Annotated in this window: 18 protein-coding genes; all 18 read left to right on the forward strand. The window is 43.2% G+C overall.

Features of this window, described 5'->3' with window-relative positions; genetic code table 11:
• The first annotated feature begins 8 nt into the window (after positions 1 to 8).
• The 18 genes from rulR (at position 9) to rnjB (ending at position 17681) form a co-directional block, all read left to right on the forward strand.
• Complete coding sequence (gene rulR, locus C1T29_RS10415; RefSeq protein ID WP_014663996.1) at positions 9 to 284, forward strand: glucose-induced regulator RulR; 276 nt, start codon at positions 9 to 11, stop codon at positions 282 to 284.
• 1 nt (position 285) lies between these two features.
• Positions 286 to 588, forward strand: coding sequence for a YlxQ family RNA-binding protein (locus C1T29_RS10420; RefSeq protein WP_095431311.1), 303 nt, complete (start codon positions 286 to 288; stop codon positions 586 to 588).
• A gap of 19 nt (positions 589 to 607) precedes the next feature.
• Positions 608 to 2755: a translation initiation factor IF-2 gene (gene infB, locus C1T29_RS10425; RefSeq protein ID WP_014663997.1), complete on the forward strand. Its 2148-nt coding sequence runs from the start codon at positions 608 to 610 to the stop codon at positions 2753 to 2755.
• On the forward strand, positions 2752 to 3030 hold the full coding sequence (locus C1T29_RS10430) for a DUF503 domain-containing protein (protein WP_003220950.1): 279 nt from the start codon (positions 2752 to 2754) through the stop codon (positions 3028 to 3030). The genes infB and C1T29_RS10430 overlap by 4 nt, the downstream gene beginning before the upstream one ends.
• A 16-nt stretch (positions 3031 to 3046) precedes the next feature.
• Entirely contained in the window at positions 3047 to 3400 is a 354-nt protein-coding gene (gene rbfA / locus C1T29_RS10435) for a 30S ribosome-binding factor RbfA (RefSeq protein ID WP_009967251.1), read from the forward strand.
• 82 nt (positions 3401 to 3482) lie between these two features.
• Complete coding sequence (gene truB, locus C1T29_RS10440) at positions 3483 to 4412, forward strand: tRNA pseudouridine(55) synthase TruB (RefSeq protein WP_069149607.1); 930 nt, start codon at positions 3483 to 3485, stop codon at positions 4410 to 4412.
• An 18-nt stretch (positions 4413 to 4430) separates the two neighbouring features.
• The gene (gene ribF, locus C1T29_RS10445; protein WP_095431312.1) at positions 4431 to 5381 is read left to right on the forward strand and encodes a bifunctional riboflavin kinase/FAD synthetase; all 951 of its coding nucleotides are present in this window, start codon (positions 4431 to 4433) and stop codon (positions 5379 to 5381) included.
• A 156-nt stretch (positions 5382 to 5537) separates the two neighbouring features.
• Positions 5538 to 5807, forward strand: coding sequence for a 30S ribosomal protein S15 (gene rpsO, locus C1T29_RS10450; protein WP_003220957.1), 270 nt, complete (start codon positions 5538 to 5540; stop codon positions 5805 to 5807).
• A gap of 172 nt (positions 5808 to 5979) precedes the next feature.
• Positions 5980 to 8097 (forward strand): polyribonucleotide nucleotidyltransferase, encoded by a 2118-nt coding sequence (pnp, locus tag C1T29_RS10455; RefSeq protein ID WP_095431313.1) that lies wholly within the window; start codon positions 5980 to 5982, stop codon positions 8095 to 8097.
• 116 nt (positions 8098 to 8213) lie between these two features.
• Positions 8214 to 9173: a polysaccharide deacetylase family protein gene (locus C1T29_RS10460; RefSeq protein WP_095431314.1), complete on the forward strand. Its 960-nt coding sequence runs from the start codon at positions 8214 to 8216 to the stop codon at positions 9171 to 9173.
• 39 nt (positions 9174 to 9212) lie between these two features.
• Complete coding sequence (locus tag C1T29_RS10465; protein WP_095431315.1) at positions 9213 to 10442, forward strand: M16 family metallopeptidase; 1230 nt, start codon at positions 9213 to 9215, stop codon at positions 10440 to 10442.
• Between the two features lie 77 nt (positions 10443 to 10519).
• A complete protein-coding gene (locus tag C1T29_RS10470; protein WP_014664003.1) occupies positions 10520 to 10777 on the forward strand; it encodes a YlmC/YmxH family sporulation protein in 258 nt (85 codons plus the stop codon).
• Positions 10778 to 10962: 185 nt separating this feature from the next.
• Positions 10963 to 11856: a dipicolinic acid synthetase subunit A gene (gene dpaA / locus C1T29_RS10475; protein WP_095431316.1), complete on the forward strand. Its 894-nt coding sequence runs from the start codon at positions 10963 to 10965 to the stop codon at positions 11854 to 11856.
• 2 nt (positions 11857 to 11858) lie between these two features.
• Positions 11859 to 12461, forward strand: coding sequence for a dipicolinate synthase subunit B (dpaB, locus tag C1T29_RS10480; protein WP_069149611.1), 603 nt, complete (start codon positions 11859 to 11861; stop codon positions 12459 to 12461).
• A gap of 125 nt (positions 12462 to 12586) precedes the next feature.
• On the forward strand, positions 12587 to 13627 hold the full coding sequence (gene asd, locus C1T29_RS10485; protein ID WP_014664007.1) for an aspartate-semialdehyde dehydrogenase: 1041 nt from the start codon (positions 12587 to 12589) through the stop codon (positions 13625 to 13627).
• A gap of 91 nt (positions 13628 to 13718) precedes the next feature.
• Entirely contained in the window at positions 13719 to 14933 is a 1215-nt protein-coding gene (gene dapG, locus C1T29_RS10490) for an aspartate kinase (protein WP_095431317.1), read from the forward strand.
• A 30-nt stretch (positions 14934 to 14963) separates the two neighbouring features.
• Positions 14964 to 15836: a 4-hydroxy-tetrahydrodipicolinate synthase gene (gene dapA, locus C1T29_RS10495; RefSeq protein ID WP_095431318.1), complete on the forward strand. Its 873-nt coding sequence runs from the start codon at positions 14964 to 14966 to the stop codon at positions 15834 to 15836.
• Positions 15837 to 16013: 177 nt separating this feature from the next.
• Positions 16014 to 17681, forward strand: coding sequence for a ribonuclease J2 (rnjB, locus tag C1T29_RS10500; RefSeq protein ID WP_014664010.1), 1668 nt, complete (start codon positions 16014 to 16016; stop codon positions 17679 to 17681).
• Positions 17682 to 17747: the final 66 nt, after the last annotated feature.

Consider the following 17747-nt stretch of genomic DNA (forward strand, 5'->3'; position numbering starts at 1 on the left):
GACTTTAGGTGAATAAACACAAAAAGATCCCATTACGCAAATGTGTAGTGACTGGTGAAATGAAGCCTAAAAAGGAACTGATCCGAGTTGTACGGTCGAAAGAAGGCGATATCTCAGTAGACCCGACCGGCAAAAAGAACGGGCGGGGTGCTTATTTAACGCTGGATAAAGAGTGCATCTTAGCAGCAAAAAAGAAAAACACTTTGCAAAATCAATTTCAATCACAAATCGATGACCAGATTTTCGATGAATTGCTGGAACTGGCGGAAAAGGTGAAAAAATAAAATGTCTGGAATGGAATGGTTTCCCTTGCTGGGTCTGGCCAATCGAGCTCGTAAGGTCGTGTCAGGCGAAGACTTGGTGATAAAAGAAATCAGGAATGCGCGTGCAAAGCTTGTCCTGCTTACAGAGGATGCATCATCTAACACAGCAAAAAAAGTAATCGACAAGTGCAATTATTATAAAGTCCCTTATAAAAAAGTCGAGAGTCGCGCGGTTCTTGGACGCTCTATCGGTAAAGAAGCCCGTGTCGTTGTCGCCGTCACTGACCAAGGTTTTGCGAATAAGCTGATCAGCTTGCTCGATTAATATTTTTGGGGGTGAACGAATGGCTAAAATGAGAGTATACGAATATGCAAAAGCGTTAAATGTTTCAAGTAAGGAAATTTTGACCGCACTGAAAAACATGGATTTAGAAGTGAATAATCACATGGCCATGCTAGAAGAAAAGGCCATTAAAAAGCTTGATGCCAAATATAAAAAAGGCGGCGCTGCCGCTAAATCTCAAAAGCCAGCAGAAACGAACAAAAACAAACAGCCACAAGGGGTTAATCAGCAATCAGCTGGAAATCAACCAAACAAAATTCGAGACGGAAAGAAGAATGACGTGCAGAATAATCAATTTAACAAAAACAAGAAGAATAACAACAACAAAAAAAATAAACGCAACCACAACAATAAAAACCAACATCAGCAAAAGCCTGTAAAACCGAAAAAAGAGCTTCCTGAGAAAATTACATTCTCTGGCACTTTAACAGTTGGCGCACTTGCTGAAGAGCTTGGCAAAGAGCCTTCAGAAATCATTAAAAAGCTGATGCTTCTTGGCGTAATGGCAACCATTAACCAAGAGCTTGATAAAGACACAATCGAACTCATTGCATCAGAATATGGTGTTGAAACAGAAGAGGTCATTGTGCTTGAAGAAACAGAGCTGGAAAAATACGAAGAGCCTGATAAAGAAGAGGATCTTGAAATTCGTCCACCTGTTGTAACAATCATGGGCCACGTTGACCATGGGAAAACGACGCTTCTTGACAGCATCCGTAAAACAAAGGTTGTTGAAGGAGAAGCTGGCGGAATCACTCAGCATATCGGCGCTTATCAAATTGAAGAGAACGGCAAGAAAATCACGTTCTTGGATACACCGGGCCACGCCGCATTTACAACGATGCGTGCACGCGGTGCAGAAGTAACGGATATTACGATTCTCGTCGTAGCTGCCGATGACGGTGTAATGCCGCAAACAGTAGAAGCGATTAACCATGCTAAAGCAGCAGAGGTTCCAATCATCGTTGCTGTGAATAAAATTGATAAAGAATCCGCAAACCCTGATCGTGTGATGCAAGAACTGACGGAATACGGACTTGTCCCTGAAGCATGGGGCGGAGAAACCATTTTTGTGCCGCTTTCCGCTTTAACTGGAAAAGGCATTGATGAGCTCATTGAAATGATCTTGCTTGTCAGTGAGGTAGAGGAATTGAAAGCGAACCCGAACCGTCAGGCAAAAGGAACGGTTATTGAAGCTGAACTCGATAAAGGCAGAGGGTCAGTCGCGACATTGCTCGTACAGACTGGAACACTGCATGTCGGTGATCCGATCGTAGTCGGCAATACATTTGGCCGTGTCCGTGCGATGGTCAACGACATTGGCCGCCGTGTAAAAACTGCCGGTCCGTCTACTCCGGTTGAAATTACCGGTTTGAATGATGTCCCTCAAGCGGGAGACCAATTCCTTGTCTTTAAGGATGAAAAAACAGCTCGTTCTGTCGGTGAAGCCCGTGCTTCGAAACAGCTTGAAGAGCAGCGCAGCGATAAAGCGAAGCTCAGTCTTGATGACTTATTCGAGCAAATTAAACAAGGTGATGTAAAAGACATCAATCTCATCGTAAAAGCTGACGTTCAAGGATCTGCAGAAGCTTTAACGGCTGCACTTCAAAAAATTGAAGTAGAAGGCGTTAAAGTGAAAATCATCCATACAGGCGTTGGTGCGATTACTGAATCTGACATTATCTTGGCATCTGCTTCCAATGCAATTGTTATCGGGTTTAATGTGAGACCGGACGGAAATGCTAAGAGTACGGCTGAAGCTGAAAATGTAGATATTCGACTTCACCGTATCATTTACAAAGTAATCGACGAGATTGAAGCTGCCATGAAAGGTATGCTTGATCCTGAATATGAAGAAAAAGTAATTGGTCAAGTAGAAGTGCGCCAAACATTCAAAGTATCTAAAATTGGTACAATTGCTGGCGGATATGTTACTGAAGGAACCATTACTCGCGACAGCGGCCTCCGTTTAATTCGTGACGGCGTCGTCATCTTCGAAGGCGAAGTAGATGTTCTGAAACGCTTTAAAGACGATGTGAAAGAAGTTTCACAAGGCTATGAATGTGGTATTACAATTAAGAAATACAATGACATTCGCGAAGGTGACATCCTTGAAGCGTTTGTCATGCAAGAAATTGAAAGAACGTGATCGGATTTGCGGAGTGTGAATGCATCATATATGATGCAGGATCGCTAAAAGAAAAGCGCGCCGTTCTGAAGCGAATTTTAACCAGGGTTCAAAACAAGTTCAATGTTTCGATTTCGGAGATTGGCTATCAGGACACCTGGCAAAGAACCAGCTTCGGAATCGCCGCTGTTTCTTCCTCTCGCGTTCAAACAGAAAAAGAACTGCAGCGCGTCCTAGCGTTTATCGATTCTTTTCCTGAAATTGAACGGACGATCACTAGGACAGAGTGGTTTTAACTTAGAGGTGATTGAATTGAGTATGAGAGCAAACCGTGTCGGCGAGCAAATGAAAAAAGAACTCGGTGATATTATCAGCCGCAAGCTGAAAGACCCGAGAATTGGTTTTCTGACAGTAACGGATGTACGTGTATCAGGTGATTTGCAAATTGCAAAGGTGTATATCTCGGTTCTCGGTGACGAGAAAAAACGGGAAGAAGCACTGAAAGGGCTGGCAAAAGCGAAAGGATTTATCCGATCCGAAATCGGCAGCCGCATCAGACTTCGTAAAACGCCTGAAATTGAATTTGAGTTCGATGAATCAATCGATTACGGAAATCGAATCGAAACATTGATTCACGAATTACATTCAGAGAAACCATCTGAATAAAAAATGAGAGGATAGGCGTATATCGTCTGTCCTCTTTCTTCGTTTTTAAGAAAAAAGCTAAAAAAGAAGGAGTGAAAGGCAAATGGTTAACGGAGTTCTCCTTTTACATAAACCTGTTGGCATGACATCGCACGACTGTGTCATGAAGATCCGAAAACTGTTGAAAACAAAAAAAGTAGGACATACGGGAACGCTCGATCCAGAAGTGTCAGGCGTGCTTCCGATTTGTGTGGGAAGAGCGACCAAAATAGTCGAATACTTAACTGAAAAATCTAAAACATATGATGCGGAAATAACGCTTGGCTTTTCAACGACAACAGAGGATCAAACCGGAGAAACGGTGGAAACAAAGCCTGTCAATCATGACATTGATAAAGCCGATGCAGAAAAGGTTTTAAACAGTTTAAAGGGCAAACAAGAACAAATTCCGCCCATGTATTCCGCTGTAAAAGTAAACGGCAAAAAATTATACGAATACGCAAGAGCGGGGATTGAAGTAGAACGTCCGAAACGTATGATTACCATTGAAGACATTGCCCTAACAACAGAAATTAAACATAATGGAGAAACCGCAAGCTTCCGGTTTACAGTGACATGCTCCAAAGGGACCTATGTAAGGACGCTGGCGGTCATGATCGGTGAAAAGCTCGGATATCCGGCTCATATGTCTCATTTAATCCGTACGGCATCCGGAGATTTTTCTCTCGACGAATGCTTTACTTTTGACGAACTGGAGGCACAGGTCCAATCCGGAACCGTGGAAGAGCATATAGTCCCTATTGAACGTGCGCTCAATCATTTGCCGAAATGGATCATAAGTGATACATTAGCTAAGAAAGTAGAAAATGGGGCTTTGCTTGAGACGCCCGAGCAGTTTTCTGAAATGACAAGTGAAGACCGAATTGCCGTCTTTACTGAATCCGGAAGCTGTTTGGCGATCTATCTCCCCCATCCTGCGAAAAAAGGGCTGTTAAAGCCGGCAAAAGTATTGATGCAAAAAAGCGAACAATAGAAAAAAGGTGACCGTTCTGTGAAGACGATACATATTACACATCCTCATCATTTAATAAAAGAGAAGCAGGCAAAATCAGTGATGGCGTTAGGTTATTTTGACGGCGTTCATCTTGGACATCAGAAGGTAATCGGCACAGCGAAGCAAATAGCCGAAGAAAAAGGCCTGACATTGGCTGTGATGACCTTTCATCCTCATCCTTCTCACGTTTTGGGCAGGGATAAGGAGCCAAAGGATCTAATTACGCCTCTTGAAGATAAAATAAACCAAATTGAACAATTAGGTACAGAAATTCTGTATGTCGTTAAATTTAACGAAGTGTTTGCTTCTCTTTCTCCCAAGCAGTTTATAGACCAGTATATTATCGGCCTTAATGTGCAGCACGCAGTGGCAGGCTTTGACTTTACGTACGGCAAATACGGCAAGGGTACAATGGAGACCATGCCGGCTGATTTAGACGGAAAAGCTGAGTGCACCATGGTAGAAAAATTAACGGAGCAGGATAAAAAAATCAGTTCTTCGTATATCCGTACCGCGCTTCAAAACGGAGATGTTGAATTGGCGAATGTCTTGCTTGGACAGCCTTATTTTATAAAAGGAATTGTAATTCATGGTGATAAAAGAGGGCGGACCATCGGGTTTCCGACAGCAAATGTCGGTTTAAATAACAGCTATATCGTTCCGCCAACGGGTGTATATGCCGTAAAAGCGGAAGTGAACGGCGAAGTCTACAATGGCGTTTGCAATATCGGCTATAAGCCGACGTTTTATGAAAAGCGCCCTGAACAGCCTTCCATTGAGGTCAATCTGTTTGATTTCGATCAAGAGGTATATGGAGCCGCTATAAAAATCGAATGGTACAAACGGATTCGGAGCGAGCGAAAATTCAATGGCATCAAAGAATTAACAGAGCAAATTGAGAAAGATAAGCAGGAAGCCATCCGTTATTTCAACAATTTGCGGAAATAACTTGCAACGCACGCAAATTTTATTCTAAAATATTTGCATATAGGCACGATTTTTAGTATGATAGTTTTCGTAGTCTTAAAACCATTGCTTGGCAATCCGAAGTCACCGACGGTTGCTAGGTAACTGGGGCTAAATATGATTTGGAGGTGAAACAGGATGGCAATTACTCAAGAGCGTAAAAACCAACTCATCAACGAGTTCAAAACACACGAATCTGATACTGGATCTCCAGAAGTTCAGATCGCTATCCTAACTGACTCAATTAACAACTTGAACGAGCATTTACGTACTCACAAGAAAGACCACCACTCACGTCGCGGTCTTCTTAAAATGGTAGGTAAGCGTCGTAATCTTCTTACGTATCTACGTAATAAAGACGTAACTCGTTACCGTGAGTTAATTAACAAACTAGGCTTACGTCGATAATCGTAAAAAGCGGGAGGATTCCCGCTTTTTTATCGTATTAAAGCGAAATTTCTTATAACAAATCATTGAAATCCTTTTACATACTACTTTGACATTGATATGTTCAATTCATTTCGTTCATAATAGGAGTAATTGATTATTTCACACAACGAAGAGAGGAGTTCGTAATCGTATGGGACAAGAAAAACACGTCTTTACCATAGATTGGGCCGGAAGAACGCTTACTGTTGAAACCGGCCAGCTTGCCAAACAGGCAAATGGTGCTGTGATGATCCGCTACGGTGATACAGCAGTACTTAGTACAGCAACCGCTTCAAAAGAACCAAAACCGCTTGATTTCTTCCCTCTTACTGTAAACTATGAAGAAAGATTATATGCGGTAGGGAAAATTCCGGGCGGCTTTATTAAAAGAGAAGGACGCCCGAGTGAAAAAGCGGTTCTTGCCAGCCGTTTAATTGACCGTCCGATCCGTCCTTTGTTTGCCGATGGATTCCGTAATGAAGTTCAAGTCATCAGCATTGTCATGAGTGTTGACCAAAACTGCTCTTCAGAAATGGCTGCCATGTTCGGTTCATCTCTTGCGCTTTCTGTATCGGATATTCCGTTTGAAGGACCAATTGCAGGGGTTACTGTCGGACGCATTGATGATCAATTTATCATTAACCCAACAGTTGATCAGCTTGAAAAAAGCGACATCAATCTTGTCGTTGCCGGCACGAAAGATGCCATTAACATGGTAGAAGCGGGAGCGGACGAAGTTCCTGAGGAAATCATGCTTGAAGGCATTATGTTCGGCCATGAAGAGATTAAACGCCTGATTGCATTCCAAGAAGAAATTGTTGCGGCAGTCGGCAAAGAGAAATCAGAAATTAAGCTCTTTGAAATTGATGAAGAGCTTAACGAAAAAGTAAAAGCTTTAGCAGAAGAGGATCTGCTGAAAGCTATCCAAGTTCATGAAAAGCATGCTCGTGAAGATGCCATTAACGAAGTGAAGAGCGCAGTTGTGGCAAAATTCGAGGATGAAGAGCATGATGAAGATACAATCAAACAAGTGAAGCAGATATTATCCAAGCTGGTGAAAAATGAAGTTCGCCGCCTGATTACTGAAGAGAAAGTAAGACCGGACGGCCGAGGTGTCGATCAAATCCGCCCGCTTTCTTCAGAGGTTGGCCTCTTGCCAAGAACGCACGGTTCAGGTCTATTTACAAGGGGACAAACTCAGGCCCTCAGCGTATGTACGCTAGGTGCTCTGGGAGATGTGCAAATCCTTGACGGCTTAGGTGTCGAAGAGTCGAAACGATTTATGCATCACTACAACTTCCCGCAATTTAGCGTTGGGGAAACAGGACCGATGCGCGGACCGGGACGTCGTGAAATCGGACATGGAGCACTGGGGGAGCGCGCGCTTGAGCCAGTTATTCCGTCTGAAAAAGACTTCCCTTATACTGTCCGTCTTGTTTCAGAAGTGCTTGAATCAAACGGTTCTACGTCTCAAGCAAGCATTTGCGCAAGCACACTTGCAATGATGGATGCAGGTGTACCGATTAAAGCGCCAGTTGCTGGTATTGCGATGGGTCTTGTCAAATCAGGCGAACATTACACTGTTTTGACTGACATCCAAGGCATGGAAGACGCGCTCGGAGATATGGACTTTAAAGTAGCGGGAACTGAAAAAGGCGTAACGGCCCTGCAAATGGACATTAAAATTGAAGGCCTTTCCAGGGAGATTCTTGAAGAAGCGCTTCAGCAGGCGAAAAAGGGCAGAATGGAAATCCTCAACAGCATGCTTGCAACATTAAGCGAATCAAGAAAAGAGCTTTCTCAATATGCGCCTAAGATCTTAACAATGGCCATTAATCCTGATAAAATCCGTGATGTCATCGGGCCAAGCGGAAAACAAATCAATAAGATCATCGAAGAAACCGGTGTTAAAATTGATATTGAGCAGGACGGCACAATCTTCATTTCTTCTACAGATGAAAGCGGCAACCAAAAAGCGAAAAAAATCATTGAAGACCTTGTCAGAGAGGTTGAAGTCGGCCAGCTTTACTTAGGTAAAGTGAAACGGATTGAAAAATTCGGGGCTTTCGTTGAAATTTTCAGCGGAAAAGACGGTTTGGTGCACATTTCAGAGCTTGCGCTTGAACGCGTAGGGAAAGTTGAAGATGTTGTGAAGATCGGAGACGAGATTCTTGTCAAAGTCACTGAAATTGATAAACAAGGACGAGTGAATTTATCCCGCAAAGCGGTGCTCCGTGAAGAGAAAGAAAAAGAAGAACAACAATCTTAAATGAAAACATAAAAGGAGCCTGGGAGACCCGGCTTCTTTATTTTGAAGCTTTTCAAAAGCAGGCGGGTTCTACCTTGTCCTTCTTCTTCATAATGTGAGGTGAGGGGGGACAGAACATGTACAAAAAATTTGTACCGTTTGCCGTTTTTTTATTTCTTTTTTTTGTCTCATTTGAGATGATGGAAAATCCGCATGCACTTGATTATATAGGGGCAATGAAAAAAGATACGGTGACTGTCACGGCGTCCAAAGACCCGTTATATGAAGAATTGCTTCAAAAAGCGCCGGAGTACGAAGTTAAGCCCCAGAATGCAAGAATTGATAAAGTGTGGAAAAGCATTCCTGGATACAATGGATTAAAGGTCAATATTGAGCAATCATATAAAAAAATGAAAAAGCATGGCGAGTTTCGGGAAAATGACCTGGTGTACAGCCAAGTAAAACCAAGCGTTCATCTTGAGTCACTTCAGCCTGAGCCTATTTATAAAGGAAATCCTGACAAACCGATGGTTGCTTTTTTAATCAATGTGGCATGGGGAAATGAGTATTTGGAAAAAATGCTTCCTATTCTGCAAAAGCACCATGTCAAAGCTACTTTCTTTTTAGAAGGCAATTGGGTGAGAAACAATGAACAGCTCGCTAAGAAGATTGCAAAAGACGGACATGAAATCGGAAATCATTCATACAATCATCCGGATATGAGCAAACTGACTACAGGAAGAATTTCCGAGCAGCTCGACAAGACAAATGAGCAAATAGAACAATCAATCGGCGTAAAGCCAAAGTGGTTCGCTCCGCCGAGCGGAAGTTTCAGAAAAGCGGTTATCGATATTGCAGCTGAGAAACAGATGGGAACAGTTATGTGGACAGTTGATACAATCGATTGGCAAAAGCCGGCTCCGTCTGTACTTCAGACAAGAGTGTTAAGCAAGATACATAATGGTGCCATGATTTTAATGCATCCGACTGACCCTACGGCGGAAAGTCTTGAAGCGCTGATTACAAAGATAAAAGACAAAGGATACGCACTTGGAACAGTCACTGAACTAATGGATGAAACAAGACTATTGAAGTAACAGATGAAGGCAGCTTGTCTTTGAATAGGAGGAACAAATTTGATTAAACGATATACGTGTCAAAATGGTGTAAGAGTTGTGCTGGAAAATAACCCGACAGTCCGTTCTGTTGCGATCGGCGTATGGATCGGCACAGGGTCGAGACATGAAACGCCGGAGATAAACGGAATTTCTCACTTTTTAGAGCACATGTTCTTTAAAGGGACGAGCACAAAATCTGCACGTGAGATAGCAGAATCTTTTGATCGTATTGGCGGTCAAGTCAATGCGTTTACTTCAAAGGAATATACCTGCTACTATGCAAAGGTGCTTGACGAGCATGCGAATTACGCGCTGGACGTATTAGCAGATATGTTCTTTCATTCAACGTTTGATGAAAACGAGCTGAAAAAAGAGAAAAATGTAGTATATGAAGAAATTAAAATGTACGAAGATGCGCCGGACGACATTGTGCATGATTTACTGAGCAAAGCCACTTACGGCAATCATTCTTTAGGCTACCCAATTCTTGGCACGGAAGAAACGCTTGCTTCCTTTAACGGTGACTCTCTCAGACAATACATGAATGATTATTATACGCCGGACCGAGTGGTGATTTCGGTAGCGGGCAATATATCTGACAGTTTTATCAAAGATGTGGAAAAATGGTTCGGGTCATACGAGGCGAAAGGCAAAGCGACAGGCCTTGAGAAGCCTGAGTTCCACACGGAAAAACTGACGAGAAAAAAAGAAACAGAGCAGGCTCATTTGTGCCTCGGATTTAAAGGCTTAGAGGTTGGCCATGAACGTATTTATGATTTAATCGTCCTCAACAATGTGCTCGGAGGCAGCATGAGCAGCCGGCTGTTCCAAGATGTCCGTGAAGATAAAGGACTTGCTTATTCTGTTTACAGCTATCACAGCTCGTATGAGGACAGCGGAATGCTAACGATTTACGGCGGAACGGGTGCAAATCAGCTTCAGCAGCTGTCAGAAACAATTCAAGAAACGCTTGCTACATTAAAACGTGACGGTGTTACTTCGAAAGAGCTGGAAAACAGCAAAGAGCAAATGAAGGGAAGCTTAATGCTGAGCTTAGAAAGCACAAACAGCAAAATGAGCCGAAACGGGAAAAATGAACTGCTTCTCGGCAAACATAAAACATTAGATGAGATCATCAATGAATTAAACGCCGTGAACTTAGAGCGTGTCAACGGCCTTGCCAGACAATTGTTCACAGAAGACTATGCATTAGCACTGATCAGCCCTTCCGGCAATATGCCATCTTAAAAAGGAAAGCCTGCCCCATAATGGGGCAGGCATTTTTTAATCCTTTCCATCATACATAGTACAAGGGGGTGACAGACATGCGGCTCAGTGAATTATCAGGAAAGGAAATCGTAGACATCAAAAGAGCTGAACGGCTCGGAGTGCTCGGCCAGACCGATTTAGAAATTAATGAACAGGATGGACAAATTACAGCACTCCTCATTCCCACAGTTAAGTGGTTTGGTTTAAGAAAACAAGGTCATGACATTCGCGTCCCATGGCATCATATTCAAAAGATCGGATCAGATATGATCATATTAGATGTACCTGAGGAAATGTCTCCTCGACAAGAGTAAATCGCCTAATTGTCTGTAATGCGGGTTCTAAAGAAGACATCTGAAACATCGGCTGCCAGAGCCGATGTTTTTTTATATAGAAAAAGCGCATCTTTTATATTCACCGGTATTTCCTTTTGATCATAAGATGAAGGGGAGCTTAACAACTAGAGATCCAGTATATACAAAGAAGGTGAACGTTTAGAATGTTAACCGGATTGAAAATTGCAGTTATCGGCGGTGACGCAAGACAGCTCGAAATTATAAGAAAGCTCACTGAACAGCAGGCTGACATCTATCTTGTCGGGTTTGACCAATTGGATCACGGTTTTACCGGAGCAGTAAAATGCAATATTGATGAAATTCCTTTTCAACAAATAGATAGCATCATTCTCCCAGTATCCGCAACAACAGGAGAAGGTGTCGTATCGACTGTATTTTCGAATGAAGAGGTTGTGTTAAAACAGGAGCATCTCAACAAAACGCCTGCACATTGTGTCATTTTCTCAGGTATTTCTAATGCCTATTTAGAAAACATTGCAGCTCAGGCAAAAAGAAAACTTGTTAAGCTGTTTGAGCGGGATGACATTGCGATATACAACTCTATTCCGACAGTAGAAGGAACGATTATGCTGGCTATTCAGCACACGGATTATACGATACACGGATCTCAGGTGGCCGTTCTCGGTCTCGGGCGCACCGGGATGACGATTGCCCGGACATTTGCCGCGCTCGGGGCGAATGTAAAAGTGGGGGCAAGAAGTTCAGCGCATCTGGCACGTATCACTGAAATGGGGCTCGTTCCTTTTCATACCGATGAGCTGAAAGAGCATGTGAAAGATATAGATATTTGCATTAATACCATACCGAGTATGATTTTAAATCAAGCGGTACTTTCTTGTATGACACCGAAAACCTTAATATTGGATCTGGCCTCACGTCCCGGGGGAACGGATTTTAAATATGCCGAAAAACAGGGGATTAAAGCACTTCTTGCTCCCGGCCTTCCAGGAATTGTCGCTCCTAAAACGGCTGGGCAAATCCTTGCAAACGTCTTGAGCAAGCTTTTGGCTGAAATACAAGCTGAGGAGGGGAAATAAGGATGTCGTCATTAAAAGGAAAAAGAATCGGGTTTGGGCTGACCGGATCGCATTGCACATATGAAGCGGTTTTTCCGCAAATTGAGGCGTTGGTCAGCGAAGGAGCTGAAGTTCGTCCGGTTGTCACATTTAACGTAAAATCCACAAATACCCGATTTGGAGAGGGTGCAGAATGGGTTAAAAAAATTGAAGACCTGACTGGATATGAGGCCATTGATTCGATTGTAAAGGCAGAACCCCTTGGGCCGAAGCTGCCCCTTGACTGCATGGTCATTGCGCCTTTAACAGGCAATTCAATGAGCAAGCTGGCAAATGCCATGACGGACAGCCCGGTGCTGATGGCGGCAAAAGCGACAATCCGAAACAATCGGCCAGTCGTTCTAGGTATCTCAACAAATGATGCACTCGGTTTAAACGGAACAAATTTAATGAGGCTCATGTCAACAAAAAATATCTTTTTTATTCCATTCGGGCAAGACGATCCATTTAAAAAACCGAATTCAATGGTAGCCAAAATGGATCTGCTTCCGCAAACGATTGAAAAGGCGCTATTGCACCAGCAGCTTCAGCCGGTTCTCGTTGAGAATTATCAGGGAAATGACTAAATTTACAGAAAATCATTCCCAAACTAAAAAATTCGGTCATCACCCGCATATTCTATGGTAAAATAAAACGTAAAATCATAGTCAAATCAATTCAATGAAGCTGATTGGCGGAAGGAGTTTTACAGATGGGAAGAGGTTTACACGTAGCTGTTGTCGGAGCGACAGGGGCTGTGGGACAACAAATGCTTAAAACACTTGAAGACAGAAACTTTGAAATGGACACACTTACATTGCTATCTTCAAAACGCTCTGCGGGGACAAAAGTCACGTTTAAAGGCCAAGAGCTGACTGTTCAGGAAGCTTCTCCTGAGAGCTTTGAAGGGGTAAATATTGCTTTGTTCAGCGCCGGCGGAAGCGTATCACAAGCATTGGCACCAGAAGCTGTAAAACGCGGCGCTATTGTTATAGATAATACGAGCGCGTTCCGCATGGACGAAAATACACCGCTTGTTGTGCCAGAAGTGAATGAGGCAGACTTGCATGAACACAACGGCATTATTGCCAATCCAAACTGCTCTACAATCCAAATGGTTGCGGCTCTTGAGCCGATCCGTAAAACATACGGCTTAAACAAAGTCATCGTATCAACTTACCAGGCAGTATCAGGAGCGGGTAATGAAGCTGTAAAAGAGCTTTACAGCCAAACACAGGCAATTTTAAATAAAGAAGAAATAGAGCCTGAGATCATGCCTGTAAAAGGTGACAAAAAACACTATCAAATCGCCTTCAACGCGATTCCGCAAATTGATAAATTCCAGGATAACGGCTATACGTTTGAAGAAATGAAAATGATCAATGAAACGAAAAAAATCATGCACATGCCTGACCTTCAAGTAGCGGCTACATGTGTGAGACTGCCAATTCAAACTGGGCACTCAGAGTCTGTCTACATCGAAATAGACCGTGATGACGCTACAGTTGAAGATATTAAAAATCTATTAAAAGAAGCTCCGGGCGTGACACTTCAGGATGACCCGAGCCAGCAGCTTTATCCGATGCCTGCCGATGCTGTCGGCAAAAACGATGTGTTTGTAGGCCGCATCCGCAAAGACTTGGACAGAGCAAACGGTTTTCATTTATGGGTTGTTTCTGATAACCTATTAAAAGGCGCAGCATGGAACTCTGTTCAAATTGCAGAAAGCCTGAAAAAACTAAACCTCGTATAAAAGAGAGAATTTCCTAAAGACGAATAGAAGAGAGTAAGGCACTATCAGCCTGCTCTCTTCTGTTACGTCCGAATAATTTGGAGTGAAAACAGTGAAGATAATTGTTCAAAAGTTCGGCGGAACATCAGTAAAAGATGATAAAGGCCGCAAACTGGCTTTAGAGCATATTAAAGAAGCAATCAGTGAAGGATATAAGGTTGTCGTTGTCGTTTCAGCGATGGGCCGAAAAGGAGACCCGTATGCAACAGATTCTTTGCTGGGGCTGCTTTACGGCGATCAGTCAGCGATTTCTCCAAGGGAGCAGGATTTGCTTTTATCTTGCGGAGAGACCATTTCCTCTGTCGTATTTACAAGCATGCTGCTTGATAACGGAGTGAAAGCAGCTGCGCTGACAGGGGCTCAGGCTGGCTTTTTAACGAATGATCAGCATTCCAATGCGAAAATCATTGAAATGAGACCGGAGCGTTTATTCGGTGTGCTCGCCAATCATGATGCGGTGGTCGTCGCAGGCTTCCAGGGCGCAACTGAAAAAGGTGATACAACAACAATCGGCAGAGGGGGCAGTGATACGTCTGCAGCCGCACTCGGAGCAGCTGTTGATGCAGAATACATCGATATTTTCACCGATGTAGAAGGTGTAATGACTGCAGACCCAAGAGTTGTGGAAAATGCGAAACCGCTTCCTGTCGTGACGTATACGGAAATCTGCAACCTGGCGTATCAGGGAGCTAAGGTCATTCATCCGCGTGCTGTGGAAATCGCGATGCAGGCCAAGGTTCCGATCCGCGTCCGTTCGACTTATTCGAAGGATAAAGGTACATTGGTGACATCACATCACTCTTCCAAGGTCGGCAGTGATGTTTTTGAAAGGCTGATTACGGGAATCGCTCATGTCAAAGATGTCACGCAGTTCAAGGTGCCTTCAAAAATCGGCCAGTATAATGTTCAGACTGAAGTGTTCAAGGCAATGGCGAACGCTGGAATCAGTGTCGATTTCTTTAACATTACACCTAGTGAAATCGTTTATACGGTAGCCGGAAATAAAACAGAAACAGCTCAGCGTATTTTAATGGATATGGGCTATGATCCAATGGTAACAAGAAACTGCGCGAAGGTATCGGCGGTCGGTGCGGGCATTATGGGTGTTCCCGGTGTTACGTCCAAAATTGTGTCAGCTCTTTCAGAAAAAGAAATTCCGATTCTTCAGTCGGCTGACAGCCATACGACGATATGGGTGCTCGTCCATGAAGCGGATATGGTTCCTGCTGTAAACGCTTTGCATGAAGTGTTTGAACTTTCCAAGTAAATGTGATTGAATCATGATGAGGTGAATAAAATGAATTTCGGAAATGTGTCTACAGCGATGATTACACCCTTTGACAATAAAGGGAACGTAGACTTTCAAAAACTGTCTACACTGATTGACTACTTGTTGAAAAACGGAACGGATTCTTTAGTAGTAGCGGGAACAACTGGAGAATCTCCAACCCTTTCAACTGAAGAAAAAATTGCGCTTTTTGAATATACGGTAAAAGAAGTAAACGGACGGGTTCCGGTTATCGCCGGTACTGGAAGCAACAATACGAAAGATTCCATTAAGCTGACAAAAAAAGCTGAGGAAGCAGGCGTGGACGCTGTTATGCTTGTTACGCCGTATTACAATAAACCTTCCCAAGAAGGAATGTACCAGCATTTTAAAGCAATTGCGGCAGAGACATCACTTCCGGTTATGCTTTATAATGTTCCGGGCCGTACGGTTGCTTCTCTGGCTCCTGAAACGACGATCCGTTTGGCGGCAGACATTCCGAATGTTGTTGCGATTAAAGAAGCGAGCGGCAACCTCGAAGCGATTACAAAAATTATTGCTGAAACGCCTGAAGACTTCTATGTCTATTCAGGGGATGACGCTCTGACGCTTCCAATTCTTTCAGTTGGAGGAAGAGGAGTTGTGTCAGTGGCGAGCCATATCGCAGGCACTGATATGCAGCAAATGATCAAAAATTATACGAATGGGCAAACAGCTAATGCGGCACTGATTCATCAGAAACTGCTGCCGATTATGAAGGAACTGTTTAAAGCGCCTAACCCTGCTCCAGTCAAAACAGCGCTTCAGCTGAGAGGTCTTGATGTCGGTTCTGTGCGTCTGCCTCTTGTCCCGTTAACCGAGGATGAACGTCTGAGCTTAAGCAGCACGATCAGCGAACTGTAAGAAAATTTCATACAGTGAAACAAACGCGGTCATTCTCACATTCAGCTGAGTTTGACCGTTTCTTTTACATATTGGTTTTCCCTAAACCTTCTGCTTTATCTTGTTTTCTAAATTTACTTTCAGTTATAATAGGAACAAGTGATGATGGACGGGTATGAGACTAGGAGGATATAGATTTTGAAAAAGAAAAATACAGAAAACGTTAGAATTATCGCCCTTGGCGGTGTCGGAGAGATTGGGAAGAACCTTTATGTCATTGAAATTGACTCAGACATATTTGTCGTTGATGCCGGCCTTATGCATCCAGAAAATGAAATGCTCGGTATTGATGTGGTGATTCCTGACATATCATATTTGATTGAACGGGCTGATCGCGTCAAGGCAATCTTTTTAACGCACGGGCACGATGAAAATATCGGCGGTGTTTTTTACTTATTAAACAAGCTGTCAGTTCCAGTGTACGGAACAAAGCTGACGCTTGCGCTGTTAAGAGAGAAATTAAAACAATACGGACATAACCGAAAAACTGATTTAAGAGAAATTCACTCCAAATCTGTCATTACATTTGAATCGACAAAAGTATCGTTCTTTAGAACGATTCACAGCATCCCTGATTCTGTAGGTGTGAGCTTTAAAACATCACTTGGATCTATTGTATGCACGGGAGACTTCAAATTTGACCAAACACCTGCACTTAATCAGACGTGCGACATTGGCGAAATCGCCAAGATCGGAAATAGCGGCGTGCTTGCCCTGCTTTCTGACAGTGCAAATGCGGAACGGCCGGGTTATACTCCTTCGGAATCGGCTGTCAGCGGAGAAATCTCGGATGCGCTGTATAATTCAGAGAACCGGGTGATTATTGCTGTTTTCGCATCCAATATTAACCGGATTCAGCAAGTGATTCATGCAGCGGCTCAAAATGGCAGAAAGATTGCCGTAGCCGGAAAAAATCTTCAATCTGTCCTGCAGCTGGCAAGAAAGTTAGGATACATTGAAGCAGATGATGAATTATTTATTTCTGTACAGGATGTGAAGAAATATCCGAAGCGTGAAGTGGCCATTATTACAGCCGGAAGCCAAGGTGAACCATTAGCTGCCCTTACAAGAATGGCAAACAAAGCTCACAAACAGCTGAACATTGAAGAAGGGGATACGGTTGTCATTGCGTCAACTCCAATTCCCGGGCAGGAACTCATTTATTCTAAAACAGTGGACCTACTTGCGAGAGCCGGTGCACAAGTCATCTTTGCCCAAAAGCGTGTTCATGTATCAGGCCACGGCTCACAAGAAGAGTTAAAGCTGATGATCAATCTGCTTAAACCAAAATATTTAATTCCTGTAAACGGCGAATACAGAATGCAAAAAGCCCATTCAAAAATCGCTGAAGAAACCGGCATGAAGCGCAGTGACATCTTCTTAATTGAAAAAGGAGACGTCGTTGAGTTCCGCGGCCAAAACGTAAAAATCGGGGATAAAGTTCCTTACGGCAATATTTTAATTGATGGGCTAGGTGTCGGTGATATCGGCAATATCGTATTGAGAGACCGCCGCTTGCTTTCACAGGACGGAATCTTAATCGTTGTCATTACACTTGATAAACAAAAGAAACATCTTGTATCAGGACCAGAAATTATCACTCGCGGTTTTGTTTATGTAAGAGAGTCTGAAGGTCTTATCGTACAGGCTACTGAGCTTGTTCGTTCCATCGTGACAGAAGCGACTGAAACATCAAATGTTGAATGGTCAACGCTGAAGCAGGCAATGCGGGATGCTTTGAACCAATTCCTTTATGAAAAAACGAAACGTAAACCGATGATCATCCCAATTATTATGGAAGTATAATGACTGACTAAAGACCGGAGCAGCTCCGGTCTTTATTTTTTTGCCCTTTAAGCCGGGATTGAATTG

This window comes from Bacillus sp. MBGLi79, assembly GCF_002953915.1.